Origin of the sequence: Actinoplanes sp. CA-252034 (assembly GCF_050956125.1) — a bacterium.
Classification (GTDB): domain Bacteria; phylum Actinomycetota; class Actinomycetes; order Mycobacteriales; family Micromonosporaceae; genus Actinoplanes.
Genome location: NZ_CP191846.1, coordinates 9464167 through 9481502, shown reverse-complemented (window position 1 = coordinate 9481502; position 17336 = coordinate 9464167). Strand labels below are relative to the sequence as shown.

15 protein-coding genes are annotated in these 17336 nt (G+C 70.4%); 10 read left to right on the top strand and 5 right to left on the bottom strand.

The window, feature by feature from the left end; all coding sequences use genetic code 11:
• Positions 1-78 precede the first annotated feature (78 nt).
• The 4 genes from rpsO (at position 79) to dapB (ending at position 5029) form a co-directional block, all read left to right on the top strand.
• Positions 79-348, top strand: a complete 270-nt coding sequence (gene rpsO, locus ACQPZW_RS42770; protein ID WP_092553700.1) for a 30S ribosomal protein S15 — start codon at positions 79-81, stop codon at positions 346-348.
• A 190-nt stretch (positions 349-538) separates the two neighbouring features.
• Positions 539-2872, top strand: a complete 2334-nt coding sequence (locus tag ACQPZW_RS42765; protein WP_433791734.1) for a polyribonucleotide nucleotidyltransferase — start codon at positions 539-541, stop codon at positions 2870-2872.
• Positions 2873-4204, top strand: coding sequence for a M16 family metallopeptidase (locus ACQPZW_RS42760; protein WP_433791733.1), 1332 nt, complete (start codon positions 2873-2875; stop codon positions 4202-4204).
• Positions 4205-4321: 117 nt separating this feature from the next.
• Complete coding sequence (dapB, locus tag ACQPZW_RS42755) at positions 4322-5029, top strand: 4-hydroxy-tetrahydrodipicolinate reductase (RefSeq protein ID WP_433797790.1); 708 nt, start codon at positions 4322-4324, stop codon at positions 5027-5029.
• A 7-nt stretch (positions 5030-5036) separates the two neighbouring features.
• Here the strand turns inward: dapB and ACQPZW_RS42750 are convergent, their stop codons facing one another.
• A complete protein-coding gene (locus ACQPZW_RS42750; protein WP_433791732.1) occupies positions 5037-5612 on the bottom strand; it encodes an N-acetyltransferase family protein in 576 nt (191 codons plus the stop codon).
• 39 nt (positions 5613-5651) lie between these two features.
• Here ACQPZW_RS42750 and ACQPZW_RS42745 point away from each other — a divergent pair, with 39 nt between their 5' ends.
• The 5 genes from ACQPZW_RS42745 to ACQPZW_RS42725 all read left to right on the top strand — a co-directional run bounded on the left by ACQPZW_RS42745 (position 5652) and on the right by ACQPZW_RS42725 (position 11781).
• Positions 5652-6878 (top strand): winged helix-turn-helix domain-containing protein, encoded by a 1227-nt coding sequence (locus tag ACQPZW_RS42745; protein ID WP_433791731.1) that lies wholly within the window; start codon positions 5652-5654, stop codon positions 6876-6878.
• 76 nt (positions 6879-6954) lie between these two features.
• Entirely contained in the window at positions 6955-7494 is a 540-nt protein-coding gene (locus tag ACQPZW_RS42740) for a DUF2752 domain-containing protein (RefSeq protein ID WP_433791730.1), read from the top strand.
• Positions 7495-7520: 26 nt separating this feature from the next.
• Positions 7521-8414, top strand: coding sequence for a 4-hydroxy-tetrahydrodipicolinate synthase (gene dapA, locus ACQPZW_RS42735; RefSeq protein ID WP_433791729.1), 894 nt, complete (start codon positions 7521-7523; stop codon positions 8412-8414).
• 13 nt (positions 8415-8427) lie between these two features.
• Positions 8428-10116 carry a ribonuclease J gene (locus tag ACQPZW_RS42730; RefSeq protein ID WP_433791728.1) on the top strand — a complete coding sequence of 563 codons (1689 nt, stop codon included), beginning with the start codon at positions 8428-8430 and terminating at the stop codon, positions 10114-10116.
• A 114-nt stretch (positions 10117-10230) separates the two neighbouring features.
• The gene (locus tag ACQPZW_RS42725) at positions 10231-11781 is read left to right on the top strand and encodes a S1 family peptidase (RefSeq protein WP_433791727.1); all 1551 of its coding nucleotides are present in this window, start codon (positions 10231-10233) and stop codon (positions 11779-11781) included.
• A 121-nt stretch (positions 11782-11902) separates the two neighbouring features.
• Here ACQPZW_RS42725 and ACQPZW_RS42720 read toward each other — a convergent pair whose 3' ends face one another.
• Complete coding sequence (locus ACQPZW_RS42720) at positions 11903-12322, bottom strand: YbjN domain-containing protein (protein ID WP_433791726.1); 420 nt, start codon at positions 12320-12322, stop codon at positions 11903-11905.
• A gap of 86 nt (positions 12323-12408) precedes the next feature.
• Between ACQPZW_RS42720 and ACQPZW_RS42715 the strand changes: the two genes are divergently transcribed.
• On the top strand, positions 12409-14940 hold the full coding sequence (locus ACQPZW_RS42715; protein ID WP_433791725.1) for a DNA translocase FtsK: 2532 nt from the start codon (positions 12409-12411) through the stop codon (positions 14938-14940).
• Here ACQPZW_RS42715 and ACQPZW_RS42710 read toward each other — a convergent pair.
• The 3 genes from ACQPZW_RS42710 to ACQPZW_RS42700 are packed head-to-tail and all read right to left on the bottom strand — an operon-like array spanning position 14927 to position 17269.
• Positions 14927-15388, bottom strand: a complete 462-nt coding sequence (locus ACQPZW_RS42710; RefSeq protein WP_433791724.1) for a DUF3291 domain-containing protein — start codon at positions 15386-15388, stop codon at positions 14927-14929. The two genes, ACQPZW_RS42715 and ACQPZW_RS42710, sit on opposite strands and share 14 nt — an antisense overlap.
• Before the next feature lie 31 nt (positions 15389-15419).
• The gene (locus ACQPZW_RS42705) at positions 15420-16079 is read right to left on the bottom strand and encodes a helix-turn-helix transcriptional regulator (RefSeq protein ID WP_433791723.1); all 660 of its coding nucleotides are present in this window, start codon (positions 16077-16079) and stop codon (positions 15420-15422) included.
• A complete protein-coding gene (locus ACQPZW_RS42700; RefSeq protein WP_433791722.1) occupies positions 16076-17269 on the bottom strand; it encodes a glycosyltransferase 87 family protein in 1194 nt (397 codons plus the stop codon). The genes ACQPZW_RS42705 and ACQPZW_RS42700 overlap by 4 nt, the downstream gene beginning before the upstream one ends.
• Positions 17270-17336: the final 67 nt, after the last annotated feature.

Genomic DNA, 17336 nt, shown 5'->3' with positions numbered 1-17336 from the left:
ACACCGGTCCCGCCTGCCTGCCCGACGCCGCGGGTCGCGGGGTAACCGTGCAATCGGCAACACAGAATCTCGGAGAACATGGCGCTCGATCAAGAGACCAAGAACAAAATCATGGGCGAGTACGCGACCAAGGACGGCGACACCGGTTCGCCCGAGGTTCAGGTCGCGATGCTGACCAAGCGGATCGCCGACCTGACCGAGCACCTCAAGCTGCACAAGCACGACCACCACAGCCGTCGTGGTCTGCTCCTGCTGGTCGGTCAGCGCCGTCGCCTGCTGAACTACGTTCAGAAGAAGGACATCGCTCGCTACCGGACGCTGATCGAGCGTCTCGGCCTGCGCCGATAGTTTGATCCTGGGGGAGCCCGCTCCCCCAGGAAGCACCACTGAAACCCCACGGACCCGCGCGGATCACTCCGTCAGCACCGGTCCTCGGTAGTGGTTCCCAGGTGACGTCCCTGGGCACTTCGATCGAAGACCGGCTCGACTGAAACGCGCTGTTGACCGCCGGGTCCTCGACGAAGGAGTACCGCACTTCATGACCGAGCAGAACAACGCTCTCGGCAACGAATCCCGCACCGCCGTCATCGACAACGGATCGTTCGGCACCCGCGAGATCGTCTTCTCCACCGGCCGCCTCGCACAGCAGGCTGCCGGCTCGGTGATCGTCCAGCTGGGCGACACCACCGTCCTCTCCGCGACGACCGCCAGCAAGCAGCCGAAGGACCACTTCGACTTCTTCCCGCTGACCGTCGACGTCGAGGAGCGGATGTACGCCGCCGGCCGTATCCCCGGCTCGTTCTTCCGGCGTGAGGGCCGTCCGTCCGAGGACGCCATCCTCACCTGCCGCCTGATCGACCGGCCGCTGCGCCCGTCGTTCACCAAGGGCCTGCGCAACGAGGTCCAGGTCGTCGAGACCGTCCTCGCGCTCGACCCGCAGCACCCCTACGACGTCGTCGCGATGAACGCCGCCTCGATGTCGACGAAGCTCTCCGGCCTGCCGTTCAGCGGCCCGGTCGGCTCGACCCGTGTCGCCCACGTCGAGGGCCAGTGGGTCGCGTTCCCGACCCTCGAGGAGCTCGAGCGCGCCACGTTCGACATGGTCGTGGCCGGTCGCGTCACCGCCGAGGGCGACGTCGCGATCATGATGGTCGAGGCCGAGGCCACCCCGCACGCGATCAAGCTGATCTCGGCCGGTGCCGCTGCGCCGACCGAGGAGATCGTGGCGAGCGGCCTGGAGGCCGCCAAGCCGGCCATCCGTGAGCTCTGCCGCGCGCAGAGCGAGCTGGCCGAGATCGCCGCCAAGCCGGTCGCCGAGTTCCCGGTCTTCCTGGACTACCAGGACGACGTGTACTCCGCCGTCTCCGACGCGGTTCGCGCCGAGGTCGCCGAGGCCCTGAAGATCGCCGGCAAGCAGGAGCGCGAGGAGTCCCTCGACCTGGTCAAGGCGAAGGCGCACGAGCTGCTCGGCGAGCGGTTCGAGGGCCGGGAGAAGGAGATCAGCGCGGCGTTCCGCTCGGTCACCAAGTCCGAGGTGCGCCAGCGCGTGCTGCGCGAGCAGGTCCGCATGGACGGCCGTGGCCCGCGTGACATCCGCCCGCTGGCCGCCCTCACCGGCGTGCTTCCCCGCGTGCACGGCTCGGCCCTGTTCGAGCGCGGCGAGACCCAGATCCTGGGCGTCACCACGCTGAACATGCTGCGCCTGGAGCAGTCGCTGGACACTCTCGCTCCCGAGAAGACCAAGCGCTACATGCACAACTACAACTTCCCGCCCTACTCGACCGGTGAGACCGGCCGGGTCGGCTCGCCGAAGCGGCGTGAGATCGGCCACGGTGCGCTGGCCGAGCGCGCGCTGGTGCCGGTGCTGCCGTCGCGCGAGGAGTTCCCGTACGCGATCCGTCAGGTCTCCGAGGCCCTCAGCTCGAACGGCTCCACCTCGATGGGCTCGGTCTGCGCCTCGACGCTGGCCCTGCTCAGCGCCGGTGTGCCGCTGAAGGCCCCGGTCGCCGGCATCGCGATGGGCCTGATCTCGGACGAGATCGACGGCAAGACCGAGTACGTCGCGCTGACCGACATCCTGGGTGCCGAGGACGCGTTCGGCGACATGGACTTCAAGGTCGCCGGCACAGCGGAGTTCGTCACCGCCCTGCAGCTGGACACCAAGCTCGACGGCATCCCGTCGGACGTGCTGGCCGGGGCGCTGGAGCAGGCCCGTGAGGCCCGCGCCACGATCCTGTCGGTCATGACCGCCGCGATCGAGGGCCCGGCCGCGATGAGCGAGCACGCCCCGCGGGTCACCACCGTGAAGATCCCGGTCGACAAGATCGGCATGGTGATCGGCCCGAAGGGCCAGACCATCAACGCGATCCAGGACGAGACCGGCGCCGACATCTCGATCGAGGACGACGGCACCATCTACGTCGGCGCGACCAACGGCCCGGCCGCCGAGGCCGCGGTCGAGCGGATCAACGCGATCGCCAACCCGACGCTGCCGAAGATGGGTGACAAGTTCCTCGGCACCGTGGTGAAGACCGCCGCGTTCGGCGCCTTCATCTCGCTGCTGCCCGGCCGTGACGGCCTGCTGCACATCTCCAAGGTGGGCGACGGCAAGCGGGTCGACAAGGTCGAGGACTTCCTCAACGTCGGCGACAAGGTCGAGGTGTCCATCGCGGACATCGACGCCCGCGGCAAGATCTACCTGGACAAGGTGCGCCCGGAGGGTGAGGAGGCCCCGGCGGCCCCCGCGGCCTCCGAGGACGGCCGCCCCGAGCGGGCTCCCCGTGAGGACCGGGCTCCCCGTGGCGAGGGTGGTGGCGAGCCCCGTCGTCGCCGGTCGCGCCCGGCCGGCGACCGTGGCGAGCGCCGCGACTAAGTGACAGCGAACGACGAGCGCGGGCCGGCCACCAGGTCGGCCCGCGTTTCTACCCGGACCCTGCAGGACGGTGTCAAGAAGACCGTCCTGCCCAGCGGTCTGCGCGTCATCACCGAGGCGATCCCGACCACCCGCAGCGCCTCACTCGGCATCTGGGTCGGCATCGGCTCCCGTGACGAGACCCCGTCGCTGCACGGGGCCTCGCACTTCCTGGAGCATCTGCTCTTCAAGGGCACCCACAAGCGCTCCGCCCTGGACATCTCCTCGGAGATCGAGGCGGTCGGCGGCGAGACGAACGCCTTCACCACGAAGGAGTACACCTGCTACTACGCGCGGGTGCTCGACGCCGATCTGCCGCTCGCGGTGGACGTGCTGGTGGACGCGGTGGCCGACTCGATCCTCGAGCCGGCGGACGTGGAGACCGAGCGTGGCGTGATCCTCGAGGAGATCGCCATGCACGAGGACGAGCCCGGTGACGAGGTGCACGACGTCTTCGCCGAGGCCATCTACGGCGACCACCCGCTCGGCCGGCTGATCTCCGGCACCCCGGAGTCGATCACCCCGATGACCCGGGACCAGATCAACCGCTTCTACCGCCGCCGCTACACGGCGCCGGAGGTCGTCATCGCCGCGGCCGGGAACCTCGACCACCAGACGGTGGTCCGGCTAGTGCGCAAGGCCCTGGCGGGCACCCCGCTGGACACCGGGCCGGCGGACCCGGCGGCACCACGAGCGGCGGAGAAGGCGGTACGGGTCCGCAAGCCCCGCGACGTCATCCTGCACCGTGACACCGAGCAGGCGCACATCGTGCTCGGCGGTCCCGGGCTGGGCCGGCACGACCAGCGCCGGTTCGCCATGGGCGTGCTCAACAACGTGCTGGGCGGCGGCATGTCGAGCCGTCTGTTCCAGGAGATCCGGGAGAAGCGCGGTCTCGCCTACTCGGTCTACTCGTACGCCGGGCAGTACGCCGACAGCGGCCTCTTCGGCGTCTACGCGGGCTGTGCTCCCGCCAAGGCCCGCGAGGTGCTGGACCTGATCCGGGTCGAGCTGGACCGGGTCGCGAGCGCCGGCATCACGAGTGAGGAACTGGCCCGGGGCAAGGGCATGTCCAAGGGGTCGTACGTGCTGGGCCTGGAGGACACCGGTTCCCGGATGAGCCGGCTGGCCAAGTCGGAGCTGCTGCACGGCGATCTGATGGGTGTCGACGAGTTGCTGGCCCGGGTGGACGCCATCACCGCCGAGGAGGTCAACACGCTGGCCTCCGAGCTGCTGGCGCAACCGATGTCGCTGGCCGTGGTCGGCCCGTTCGACTCCGGCGAGCTCCCCGCGTAGCGAAGACCACCGCCCGGGCGTCCGGGCGGTGGTCACGCGGCGGCCGTACGTTAAGTTGACGATGTGACTGAGCTGCCTGAATCCGTCCGTGTCGGTGTTCTCGGCGCCCGGGGCCGCATGGGCCTCGAGGTGTGCAAGGCGGTCGACGCCGCCGAGGATCTCGCCCTCGTGTCGATGATCGACCAGGGTGAGGAGCTGTTCCAGGCTTCCGACGCCGGCGCGCAGGTGCTCGTCGACTTCACCAACCCCGACGTGGTCATGGACAACCTGCAGTGGGCGATCGGGCAGGGCATCCACGTGGTGGTCGGCACGTCCGGGTTCACCGAGCAGCGGCTGGAGCAGGTGCGCGAGTGGCTGGCCGCCCAGCCGGGCGTCGGTGTCCTGATCGCGCCCAACTTCGGCATCGGCGCGGTGCTGATGATGCAGTTCGCCGCCCGCGCCGCCCGCTACTTCGAGTCGGTCGAGATCATCGAGCAGCACCACCCGCGCAAGCTCGACGCGCCGAGCGGCACCTCGATGCACACCGCCAAGGTGATCGCCGAGGCCCGCGCCGCGGCGAGGCTCGCGCCGATGCCCGACGCCACCAAGGAGGAGCAGCTCGGCGCCCGCGGCACCGAGCTCGACGGAGTGCGGATCCACTCGATCCGCGCGGCCGGGCTCGTGGCGCACCAGGAGGTGCTGTTCGGCACCTCCGGCGAGACCCTGACCATCCGGCACGACTCGCTGGACCGGTCGTCCTTCATGCCGGGTGTGCTGCTCGCGGTCCGCAACGTCATCACCCGGCCGGGCCTGACCATCGGCCTCGACCCGCTGCTCGAGGGCTAGGCCGGAGCTAGGCCGGCTCGTCCTCGGCGGTCACCGTGACGTGCAGGCGGAGCTGCGGCACCAGGAGGTCGTCGACGTCCAGCGCCCGGCCCGCCCCGTCCGGCTCCCAGCCGGTCGAGGTGAGAAACTTCCGCATCGCCGCGTCCGCGTCGTAGACCCAGGCCACGGCGGTACGGAACCCGTCGTCACGCCAGTTGTCGACCGCCGCCGCGAGCAGTCGGCTGCCGTGCCCGCGCCGGCCCCACCGGGGCTCGATGAGCAGGTCGGTGACGGCCGCCACGCCGTCCGGCAGCGGTTTCTCCTCAGGCGCCAGGGCCTGCTCGTCGGCCGGCCCGGACGCGGCGAAGCCGACCACGTGCGCCACGCTCTCGCCCTGCTCGACGGCGATCAGGACCCGGTGCCGGGTGGACGGCGGGGCGGTGATCGCCTCGGTCCAGCCGCGGGCGAGGTAGCCCTCGTCGAGGTTGTCCAGTACGTGCGGCGGGAACATCCGCCGGTACGCGGTGCGCCAGGTGGAGAGCTGGATGCGAGCGATCTCCGCGGCGTCCTCGGGACGGGCGGGACGGACGAAGCCGAGTGCCATGGCGGCAACTTTGTCATACCCGTCGCCTAGTCTTCCCCGGTGGCCGTGCCCGATTCGCTCTCCGTCGCCCAGGCCCGCCGGATCACCCTGGCGGCGCAGGGCTTTCTCGACCCTCGACCGGGTGGCGCCACCGACATGCGCCACCTGCGGCGGGTGCTGCGCCGCCTGCACCTGATCCAGATGGATTCGGTCAACGTGCTGCAGCGCGCCCATTTCATGCCGCTCTACAGCCGGCTGGGGCCCTACGATCCGGGCCTGCTGGAGCGGGCCGCCTATCGCCGCCCCCGTGAGCTCTTCGAGTTCTGGGGCCACGAGGCGTCGCTCATCCGCACCGATCTGCAGCCGCTGTTCCGCTGGCGGATGGCGCGGGCGCGGGAGCTCGCCTGGGGCAACATGCGCCGCATCGCCGAGGAGCAGCCGGAGCTGGTGGCCTGGGTGCTCGACGAGGTGCGTGCCCGCGGCCCGGTCACCGCCGCCGAGGTCGAGCACGACGCCCCCCGCTCCAAGGAGCACTGGGGGTGGAACTGGTCGGTCGTCAAGCAGGCGCTGGAGTGGCTCTTCTACTCCGGTCAGGTGACCGCCGCCGAGCGGACCACCTCGTTCGCCCGGCGCTACGACCTGCCCGAGCGGGTGCTGCCGCCGGCCGTGCTCGCCGCGCCCGACCCGTCGCCGGAGGAGGCGTTCCGCGCCCTGGTGGAGCTCTCCGCCCGGGCGCTCGGGGTGGCCGGTGAGGCGGAGCTGCGTGACTATTTCCGGCTCCCGGTCCAGCCGTGCCGGGCGGCGATCGCCGAGCTGGCCGAGGCCGGGGTGCTGCGCCCGGTGACGGTTCCGGGGTGGAGAGCGGCGTGGCTGCATCACGAGGCACGCCTGCCCCGCCGGGTGACGGCTGCCACCCTGGTCAGCCCGTTCGATCCGTTGATCTGGGAGCGGGCGCGCACCGAGCGCCTGTTCGGCATGACCTACCGGATCGAGATCTACGTGCCCAGACCCCAGCGGCTGTACGGGTATTACGTGCTCCCGTTCCTGCTGGGCGACCGGCTCGCGGCCCGGGTCGATCTCAAGGCCGACCGGCGCAGTGGCGAGTTGCAGATCCCGGCGGCCTGGCTGGAGCCGGGCGCCGATCCGGAAGAGACGGCCGTGGCGCTGGCGGCCGAGCTGTCACGGTTGGCCGGCTGGCTCGGCCTGCACACCGTCGCGACGCCGGAGCGCGGTGACTTCCTGGCCCCGCTGGCGAGCGCATTGCGTGCTGCCGCGGTGGCGCCGTGATCTGCTCCGCGCCTCGTGATCGGCTCCGCGGTGCGAGCGTGCCGCGTGCGGGCGTCGCGGGTGTAGCGTGACGGCCATGAGTGTTGCCGAGCTGCCGCCGTGGCTCGCCGACCTGCCGGTCCAGGGCCCGCCGGTGCCGCCCGAGTGGCTCTACCATCAGGCGCCCGAGCCCGACCGGATCACGCGGCTCGTCGATCGGCTGGCGGCCCGGTCGCCGATCTGGCTGGCCCCGTTCGCCGTGCTGGCCTGCACCGGCGCCGCGGTCGGCTACACGATGATCAGCAACCCGGCCGACGCGGAGGCCGGTGAGCCCCCGTCGTGTCTGCTCAAATACCTGACCGGGTTCGTCTGCCCGGGTTGTGGCGGCACCCGGGCCGCGTGGTTCCTGCTGCACGGCGATCTGCCCGCCGCCGCCCGGCATCATCTGCTGTTCGTCTTCGCCGTGCCGTTCCTGGTCTATCTGTATGTGGCCTGGGCCGGGCGCAAGGTGTTCCGGTGGAGGCTGCCGGAGCTCTCGATCAGTCCGGCCGTCATGATCACATTCATGGCGGTCTGGGGCGTGTGGAGCATCCTGCGTAACCTCCCATGGGCGCCGTTCACCGCTTTCTACGTGTGACCGGAGCGTCCGATAGGTTGTCAGGTATGACGCACGACCCGCGGCCGTTCGGACGGCTGCTGACCGCCATGGTGACCCCGTTCACCCCGGACGGTTCCCTGGACCTGGAGGGCGCGGCCCGTCTCGCCGCCCACCTGGTCGACGAGCAGCGCAACGACGCTCTCGTGATCAGCGGCACCACCGGAGAGTCCCCGACCACCACCGACGCGGAGAAGGAGCAGTTGCTCCGCGTCGTGATCGAGACCGTCGGTGACAGGGCGAGGGTTCTGGCGGGCGTGGGCACCAACAACACCGCCCACACCATCGAGCTGGCGACCGCCGCTGAGAAGGCGGGGGCGCACGGCCTGCTCGTCGTCACCCCGTACTACAGCAAGCCACCGCAGGCGGGCGTCGAGCGGCACTTCCGCACGGTCGCCGACGCGACCGGCCTGCCGATCATGGTCTACGACATCCCGCACCGGGCCGGCACGGCGATCACCACCGAGACCATGGTGCGCCTCGCCGAGCACGAGCGGATCGTCGCGGTCAAGGACGCCAAGGGCGACCTGGTCGCCAGCTCGCAGGTGCTGGCCCGCACCGATCTGGCCTACTACTCCGGCGACGACGCGGCCACCCTGCCGCTGCTCGCGATCGGCGGGGTCGGCCTGGTCGGCACCTCGACGCATTTCACCGGCACCCTCGCCAAAGAGATGATCGAGGCGTGGGAGCGTGGCGACACGGCGACCGCGCTCACTCTGCACCGTAAGGCTCTGCCCCTGTTCACCGGCATCTTCCGGACACAGGGGGTCATGCTGGTCAAGGCCGGTCTGGGGGCGATCGGGCTGCCCGCCGGGCCGGTCCGCTCGCCGCTGGTCGACGCGACCAGCGAGGAATTGCACCAATTGCGCCAGGACGCCGCTTCGGCCGGCATCGTGCTCTGACAGGAAGAGGCGAATGACTAACGCTCACGTGGAGCTGGGTCCGCCACCGCCGCTGCCGGAGGGCGCTTTGCGCGTCGTCCCGCTCGGTGGGCTCGGCGCCATCGGTCGGAACATGACCTATTTCGAGTTCGACGGGAAGATCCTGATCGTCGACTGCGGGGTGCTCTTCCCCGATGTCGAGCAACCGGGTGTCGACCTGATCCTGCCCGACTTCGCGCCGATCCTGGACCGGCTGGAGGACGTGCAGGCGATCGTGCTGACGCACGGCCACGAGGACCACATCGGCGCGGTTCCCTATCTGCTGGCCCACAAGCCGGACATCCCACTGGTCGGCTCCGAGTTCACGCTGGCACTGGTCGAGGCGAAACTGGCCGAGCGACGGCTCGACCCGTACACGTTGACCGTCCGCGAGGGCGGTGTGGAGCGGCTCGGCCCGTTCGAGTGCGAGTTCTTCGCCGTGAACCACTCGATCCCGGACGCGCTGGCGGTCGCCATCCGTACTCCCGCGGGTCTGGTCCTGCACACCGGTGACTTCAAGATGGACCAGGTGCCGCTGGACGGCCGGATCACCGACCTGGCCGGCTTCGCCCGGCTCGGGGCGGAGGGCGTCGACCTGCTGCTCTCCGACTCGACGAACGCCGAGGTCCCCGGGTTCGTGACGCCGGAGCGCGACATCGGCCCGGTGCTCAGCTCGATCTTCGGCAAGGCCCGCGGCCGGATCATCGTGGCCAGCTTCGCCTCGCACGTGCACCGCGTGCAGCAGGTGATGGACTCGGCATGGGAGTTCGACCGCAAGGTCGCCCTGATCGGCCGGTCCATGGTCCGCAACATGGGCATCGCCCGTGACCTGGGTCTGCTGCGCATCCCGGAGGGCCTGCTGGTCGGCCTGGACGAGGCGACCCATCTGCCGCCCGACGAGATCGTCTTCATGTCGACGGGCTCCCAGGGCGAGCCGATGAGCGCGCTCGGCCGGATGTCCACGGGCGATCACCGGCACATCACCATCACCTCCGGCGACACGGTCGTGCTGGCCAGCTCGCTGGTCCCGGGCAACGAGACCTCGGTCTACCGGGTGATCAACCAGCTGTCCCGGGCCGGCGCCACGGTCGTGCACAAGGAGACGGCGAAGGTGCACGTCTCCGGGCACGCGCCCGCCGGTGAGCTGCGTTACCTGCTCAACGTGACCCGGCCGAGCAACCTGATGCCGGTGCACGGCGAGTGGCGGCACCTGCGCGCGCACGCCCAGCTCGGCATCGAGACCGGGGTCGCCCCGGACCGGGTGGTGCTCTGCGAGGACGGTGACGTCGTCGACCTGGTCGAGGGTCACGCCCGCGTGGTCGGCCGGGTGAAGAGCCGGTATGTCTACGTGGACGGTCTCGCGGTCGGTGACGTCAGCGAGTCGCTGCTCACCGAGCGCCGCATACTCGGTGACGGCGGGTTCATCGCGGCCACTGTGGTCATCGACTCGGTGACCGGAAAGGTGGTCGGCGAGCCGGTCATCTCGGCGAAGGGCTTCTCCGAGGACCCGGAGGCGTTCAACCCGGTCGTCCCGCTGCTGACCGCTGCCCTGCACCGGTCGGCCGAGGACGGCATCACCGACACCCACCAGCTGCAACAGGTGGTGCGGCGGACGGTGGGCCGCTGGGTGAACGACGCTTATCGGCGCCGGCCGATGATCGTCCCGACGGTCGTCGAAGTCTGAGATTCCTGTGAATCCATAAGGATCACGCGTCCGTTTCAACCATCTTGGGTCGAGCTGCGTACTCCCTGGCACGGTGCCGCCCCCACGGCACCCGTGGCGGAGGGAGTTCTCCAGATGCAGCGCAGTGCGATCGCCGTAGGGGCGGTTGTGGCGGTGGCGGGTGCGGCGGCAGTCGCCTTCACCCTGCCGTCGCTTGCCGGCACCGAAGAGACCGGCGGGTCGAAGAGCTCGAACAGCACTCCGGGGGGACTGTCCCCGGAGCTGCTGTCGGCCATGAAGCGTGACCTCGGTCTCAGCGGTGAACAGGCGGCCACCCGGCTGGCCCGCTCGGAATGGGCGGGCGGGGTCTCGGCGACGCTGGCCGCGCAGACCGGCGAGGACTTCGGTGGCGCCTGGCTCGCGTCCGACGGCACCACGCTCAAGGTCGCGGTGACCGATTCCGACGCGGCGTCGGCGGTGAAGGCCGCCGGTGCCGTACCGGTGCTGGTCAAGCGGAGCGAAGCCGAGCTCGACGCGTTGAAGACCAAGCTCGACACGGCCGCGGCCGAGGTCGAGGGCCTGACCGGGTGGTATGTGGACGTGCCCACCAACAAGGTGGTCGTGGTCGCCCAGCCCGGTGAGAAGGCCGACGCGCTCGCCGTCGCTCGGCGGGCCGGCCTCTCCACCGATGTGGTGACCGTGAAGGTCAGCAGCGCGAAGCCCAAGCCGCTGTTCGACGTGCGCGGCGCGGACCCGTACTTCATCAACGTCGGTGGCGGCCAGGCCCGCTGCTCGATCGGCTTCTCGGTGACGACCGGTTTCGTCACGGCCGGTCACTGCGGCGAGGAGGGCACCGCCACCACCGGCTTCAACAACCAGGCTCAGGGCACCGTCGAGTTCTCGGTCTTCCCGGGCAACGCCGACATGGGCTTCGTCGCGGTGAACGACGACTGGGACCCGCGCCCGGTGGTCAACGACTTCAACGGCAACGAGCTTCCGGTGGCCGGCAACACCGAGGCCCCGGTCGGCGCGGCGATCTGCCGTTCCGGCTCCACCACCGGCACGTTCTGTGGCACGGTGCTGGCCAAGAACCAGACCGTCCAGTACCCGGAGGGCACGGTCACCGGCCTGACCCGTACCGACGTCTGCGCCGAGGGTGGCGACTCCGGTGGGCCGTGGCTCTCCGGCGACCAGGCCCAGGGTGTGACCTCGGGCGGCTCCGGTGACTGCACGGCCGGCGGCGAGACGTTCTTCCAGCCGCTCAACGAGATCCTGGCGGCGCAGAACCTGACCCTGGTCACCACCGAGGGCGAGGGTGGCGCCGAGGCGCCGCCGGCCAGCGCCCCGCCGGCTGAGGAGGGTGAGGAGGCGTCCGCGTGCGACGCGCTCCCGGTGCAGCGCGACGGCACGATCAACCGGGCCGGCCAGGCTCAGGCGCAGCCGAACGGCGGGGCCTACCGGGCCCGGGCCGGCACGCACACCGCCTGCCTCGACGCCCCGGACGGCGCCGACTTCGACCTGGTGCTGCAGAAGGCGAACAACCGCGGTCAGTTCCGGACCGTGGCGCAGTCCACCGGCACCGGTGACAAGTCCCTGTCCTTCAACGGCGGGACCGGCACCTACCGGTACGTCGTCGTGGCCACCTCCGGCACCGGCGCGTACAACCTGGGCTTCAACGTCCAGTAAGGCGGAACCCGGGACGGGTCCGGGCGTGGAAGCCGCCCGGACCGGTCCCATCGCCGGGCCCGGAGGCCTCAGCCCGGCCGGGACTCCGTGATCCGGCGATCCTGATCGGGGTCCTCACGCGTCAGCGTGAGGACCCCGATTTCAGTTCACCCAGCGCGTCGCCGAGCCGGCATCCGGTCGCCACTCCGCACAGGATCACCTGGTCGATCTGCTGGAGGGTGGCGCCGTGCTCCCAATCGGTGGTCACCTCGCCCACGACGATGGCCTGGCCGTCGTCGGTCACCTGCACGTACGCCTTGGGCCACAGTTGGTCCCGGTTCCACGTGTTGCAGAACTCGTAGAGCCTCGGCACCTCCTCGACCGAGAAGACGTGCTGCATCATGGCGCGCACCTGGAGGATCTCCTGCCGCTGGCCGAGCCGGAAGAAGTAGATGAGATTGCCCTGGAAGTTGCCGGCGATGTCACCGTCGGCATCGACGAAGTACGAGAAGCCGCGCTCGTCCAGCGCGGCCTTGATCAAGTCGTTGCTGAGAGGTTGCACTTTACGATGGTAAATGCCGGGAAAGTGAAAAGCAGTCGCGGTGCGCCTTCTCGGCAGAGCGGCCCCGCCCGGCTACGGTGACATCCATGGCGGGCCGAACTCCTCCGGCGGGCCGGAGCCGCGCCGCGTCCACGACTCGGGGCGCGGCGGTCAACCGCGCCCGGCAGCCGGCACGTAAGGCTACCGGCAAGACCACCGGCAAGGCAGCCGCGCGCAAACCGGCCGCCCGGCGCCCCGCTGTCCGTAAACAGCCGGCCGCGGTGGGGCCCGGCATCGCCCGGGGCCTCGGCAGTCTCTGGCTCGGTGTGGCCGGCGGCGTCGGCTGGCTGGCCCGTGGTGCCGGCCGGCAGGCGGCCAGCGCCCGGTCGATCGGCCCCGAGCACCGCCGTGACGGCGCCGGGCTGTTCATGCTCGGCGTCGCCATCCTGATCGCGGTCGCGGTCTGGGCGGGCAGCGCCGGCCCGGTCGGCCTGTGGGTGGCCGACATGGTGCGCCTGTTCCTCGGCAGTCTCGCGGTGCTGCTGCCCCTGCTGCTCTTCTACGGCGCGATCCGGCTGATGCGTGAGCCGGCCGACCCGGAGCACCGCGGGCGCAGCCTGGTCGGCTGGACCACGATCATCGTGGCCACCGCGGCGTTGCTGCACATCTCCGGCCCGGAGACCGAGCAGCCCGGCATCGACAACCCCGGTGGCCTGCTCGGCTTCGGGATCGGCGGCCTGCTCGAGCGTGCGGTGACCGCCTGGGTGGCCGTACCCCTGCTGTTCCTGCTCTTCGTCTTCGGTCTCCTGGTGATCACCGCGACGCCGATCGCCAAGATCCCGGAGCGTGTCGCGCTCCTGCTCGACCTGGTCTCCGGCCGGTCCGGCCGCCATCTGCCCCCGCCTGCCGTCGCCCCCGAGTACGACGAGAACGACGGCGAGGAGGAGGACGCCGAGGCGGAGCCGAAGCCGCGGCGTCCGGCCCGGCGCAGGCAGGCGGCGCTGACCGAGCCGCCGCCGCTCGACCAGGATGCGCCGGACGACTTCGACGAGGAGATCATCCTGCACGACACGGTGGCCCTGCCGAAGCTGCCGAAGACCCGCAAGAAGCCGCCCGAGCACTCGCCCATGCCGCCCACCCGGGCCGAGCAGTTGGAGATCTCGGCGGTCAAGGGCGACTATCGGCTGCCGCCACCGAACATCCTCGCCGTCGGAACCCCGCCGAAGGCCCGCAGCCGTGCCAACGACGAGATCATGGCCGCGCTCACCGGCGTGTTCGAGCAGTTCAACGTGGACGCGGTGGTGACCGGCTTCACCCGTGGCCCAACGGTGACGCGGTATGAGGTGGAGATCGGCCCGGGCACCAAGGTGGAGCGCATCACGCAGCTCTCCCGCAACATCGCCTACGCGGTGAAGTCGCCGGACGTGCGTATCCTGAGCCCGATCCCGGGCAAGAGCGCCGTCGGTGTGGAGATCCCCAACACCGACCCGGAGAACGTGTCGCTCGGCGACGTGCTGCGCTCGCGGGCGGCCGCCTCCGACCACCATCCGATGGTCGTGGCGCTCGGCAAGGACATCGAGGGCGGGTTCGTGGTGGCGAACCTGGCGAAGATGCCGCACATCCTGATCGCCGGGGCCACCGGCGCGGGCAAGAGCTCCTGCCTCAACTCCCTGCTGGTGTCGATCCTGTCCAGGTCCACCCCGGATGAGGTGCGACTGCTCCTGGTCGACCCGAAGCGGGTGGAGATGACGGCGTACGAGGGCATCCCGCACCTCGTCACGCCGATCATCACGAACCCGAAGAAGGCCGCGGACGCCCTGGAGTGGGTGGTTCGCGAGATGGACATGCGCTACGACGACCTCGCCGCCAACGGGGTCCGCCACATCGACGACTTCAACCGCAAGGTCCGCAGCGGCGAGATCACGGCGCCGCCGGGCAGTGAGCGGGAGATGAAGCCGTACCCGTACCTCCTGGTGATCATCGACGAGTTGGCCGACCTGATGATGGTGGCGCCGCGCGACGTGGAGGACTCGGTCGTCCGGATCACCCAGCTGGCGCGCGCCGCCGGTATCCACCTGGTGCTGGCCACCCAGCGGCCCTCGGTCGACGTGGTCACCGGCCTGATCAAGGCGAACGTGCCGTCCCGCCTGGCCTTCGCCACCTCCTCGCTGGCCGACTCGCGGGTCATCCTGGACCAGCCGGGCGCGGAGAAGCTGCTCGGCCGCGGTGACGGCCTCTTCCTGCCGATGGGCGCCTCGAAGCCGACCCGCATCCAGGGCGCCTGGGTCGACGAGAAGGAGATCGCGGCGGTCGTCAAGTTCTGCAAGGACCAGCGCGAGCCGGAGTTCCGTGAGGACGTCACCGAGGTCCCGCAGAGCAAGAAGAAGGAGATCGACGAGGAGATCGGCGACGACCTGGCGCTGCTGATCCAGGCCATCGAGCTGGTGGTGTCCAGCCAGTTCGGCTCGACGTCGATGCTGCAGCGCAAGCTGCGGGTGGGCTTCGCCAAGGCGGGCCGCCTGATGGACCTGATGGAGACCCGGGGCATCGTCGGCCCGTCCGAGGGCTCCAAGGCCCGCGACGTGCTGGTCAAGCCGGACGAGATGGAAGAGGCTCTGGCGGCTCTCAGGGTCGACTGAGCACCGGCGCGGGGAAGGGCTGCCGGAACGTGAACGCCCGCGGTCCGGGGCCCTCCGAGCCGAGCAGGGCCAGGCGCTGGAGGCCGTCCCGGAGCGTGGGGATGCGGCCGGCCTCGACCCACCACAGGACCATCGCCGACTCGCCCGGGACGAACCACTCCCGGCGGCGGCGCAGGTAGTCGAGATGGGTCGAGTGGTAGACGTATCCCCGCAGCGCCTCCAGGGACTCCCAGACCGACATGGTGGCGATCATCTCGGGCGGCGCGGGCTGGATCCCGAGTGCCTCCAGGTCGACGTCCTCCTCCTTGAGCCGCCAGACGAAGCCGGGGGAGCGGTCGGCCAGCTCGTTCATCAGGCCGACGCCGGCCGTGAACTCGGCGACCAGGGGATCCCCCTCCGGGGCACGGAGCTTGGCGACGTTCATCTGAGCCAGGTGGAAGTCCGTCATGCGGTCACTTCACCAGCCCGTACAACTAAAGTCAATCTGTTTTGTTTTTAGAGACGGTGACGCAGCAGCGGCCCGGAGCCGGATCCATCCGGGCGCACCATTCCCCGGCCAGCCCGGCGCCCTCCAGCAGGCCGTTGAGCATCGCCAGGTTCATCCCGCAGATCAGCGGCGGGAACTGCTCGGCCACCCGGTGGAAGGGGCAGTTGCGCAGCTCGATGCGCCCGTCGTCGCGGGACGCCGGCTCGTAGCCGTTGCCGGTGAGCAGCGCCGTGACGTCCGGCTCGCGCCCGGCCTTGCGGCCGTGCTCCTCCGCCACGCGGTAGAGGGTCTCCTCGGCGCCCGAACGCTCCAGGGCCTCGGCCAGCAACTCGGCGGCGCCGCGGTAGGCGCGCGGCGGCACGCTCACCGCGAGCTCGGCCGCGGACAGCCGGTACAGCTTGGCCGGCCGTCCGGCGCCCGGCCCGCTGCGACCCGACCTGCGAGCGTACGACACCTCGAGCAGCCCGGCGTCCACCAGTTTGTCGAGGTGGAACGCGGCGAGCGTACGGCCCACGCCGAGCGCCTCGGCCACCTCGTCCCGCCTGGTCGCGTCCGGCGCCGCGTCGGCCACCGCCCGGTATGCCGCACGCCGCACCCTGTCGGCGAGGGCGGACACGGCGTCGAGATCGTCCAGATGGTCGGGTGTGGTCACTCCGCCATCGTATTGCCAACCGGCTTTGGTGCTAGAGGTGTGATCTCCCGCTCCATCAGGACGTCCCGGATCAGCGTGTACCCCACGGCGACCAGCGCGGCCAGCATCAGCGCCGCCAGCGCCCGCAACTCCAGCTGCTCGCGGGTCTGGCCGAACAGGAAGTAGGTGTAGGAGCCCAGCGACGCGGCCTGCACCAGCAGCGGCACGAACCAGAGCCGTGGCAGATGGAACACCAGCGCCACGGTCAGCACGTCGGCCAGGTAGAAATACCGCTCGTGCATCCCGGGCAGCCCGAACGGGATCAGGATCGCGAAGAGCGTCGCCAGCGTCACGATCCGGGTCCCGTCCAGCCGTGCCCGGCGGGCGATCACCAGCAGGAAGACGCCGAGCACCAGCGCCGCGGTCAGGACGTATCCCAGGTGCCGGGCCGTGTCCAGCCGTCGGGTGCCCTCCAGGAAGGCGAAGATCGTCGGGGCCTTGGCGGTCAGCTGATCGATGATCCCGGCCTGCCGGTCCAGGCTGTAGATGGTGAACAACTCGCCCGGCGAGCGCCCGAGCAGCAACGCCGGCAGGCTGAGCGCCAGCCAGACCGCCGGTACCGCGAGCAGCGTCCGGGCCCGCAGGCGCCCGGCCAGCACGAGCAGCCCGACCAGCGCGAAGATGAAGATCCCGTGCGGCTTGAAGGCCAGTGACAGCGTGCACAGCGCGACACCCCACCAGTCCCGGCCACGGGCCAGCATCCACACCCCGCCGACCGCGAACGACGCCCAGATCGAGTCGATCTGCCCCCAGATCGACGCGTTGATCACGACGGTCGGCAGCAGGATCACCACGAGCGCCGCGGCGAAACCGGCCCGGCGGCCCCGGCGCATCTCCACCAGCCTGAACACGAAGAACGCCAGCAGCAGATCGAAGACCGCGTAGACCAGCTTGATCCCGATCAGCAGCGGAACCGGCAGCACCGACGCGAACCAGAGCAGATACATGTACGGCGCGTTGTAGTTGCCGATCGCCTCGCCCAGCCCCCGCCAGCCGCCGGCCCGCTCCAACCGGTCGTGCCACTCGAAGAAGATCTGCATGTCACGGGTCATCTCCGACCGGCCCACGTAACGCGCTGTGAAGGCCGTCGCCAGCAGGCACACGACCAGGAACAGCTCCACGCGCCGCTGTGGATCACGAAGGATGGACATGAGGAGGGACGATAACCACCCTGCGCCACACAGTCGTGCCCACCGGGCGAATCGGATGTTCCGGGAC

Bases quoted from the DNA above. Each gene is read 5' to 3' on its own strand.
- ACQPZW_RS42710 (WP_433791724.1), bottom strand. From the start codon at position 15,388: ATGACGGACTTCCACCTGGCTCAGATGAACGTCGCCAAGCTCCGTGCC.
- ACQPZW_RS42740 (WP_433791730.1), top strand. From the start codon at position 6,955: ATGAGTGTTGCCGAGCTGCCGCCGTGGCTCGCCGACCTGCCGGTCCAG.
- ACQPZW_RS42730 (WP_433791728.1), top strand. From the start codon at position 8,428: ATGACTAACGCTCACGTGGAGCTGGGTCCGCCACCGCCGCTGCCGGAG.
- rpsO (WP_092553700.1), top strand. From the start codon at position 79: ATGGCGCTCGATCAAGAGACCAAGAACAAAATCATGGGCGAGTACGCG.
- dapA (WP_433791729.1), top strand. From the start codon at position 7,521: ATGACGCACGACCCGCGGCCGTTCGGACGGCTGCTGACCGCCATGGTG.
- ACQPZW_RS42765 (WP_433791734.1), top strand. From the start codon at position 539: ATGACCGAGCAGAACAACGCTCTCGGCAACGAATCCCGCACCGCCGTC.
- ACQPZW_RS42715 (WP_433791725.1), top strand. From the start codon at position 12,409: ATGGCGGGCCGAACTCCTCCGGCGGGCCGGAGCCGCGCCGCGTCCACG.
- ACQPZW_RS42700 (WP_433791722.1), bottom strand. From the start codon at position 17,269: ATGTCCATCCTTCGTGATCCACAGCGGCGCGTGGAGCTGTTCCTGGTC.
- ACQPZW_RS42750 (WP_433791732.1), bottom strand. From the start codon at position 5,612: ATGGCACTCGGCTTCGTCCGTCCCGCCCGTCCCGAGGACGCCGCGGAG.
- ACQPZW_RS42725 (WP_433791727.1), top strand. From the start codon at position 10,231: ATGCAGCGCAGTGCGATCGCCGTAGGGGCGGTTGTGGCGGTGGCGGGT.
- dapB (WP_433797790.1), top strand. From the start codon at position 4,322: ATGGGCCTCGAGGTGTGCAAGGCGGTCGACGCCGCCGAGGATCTCGCC.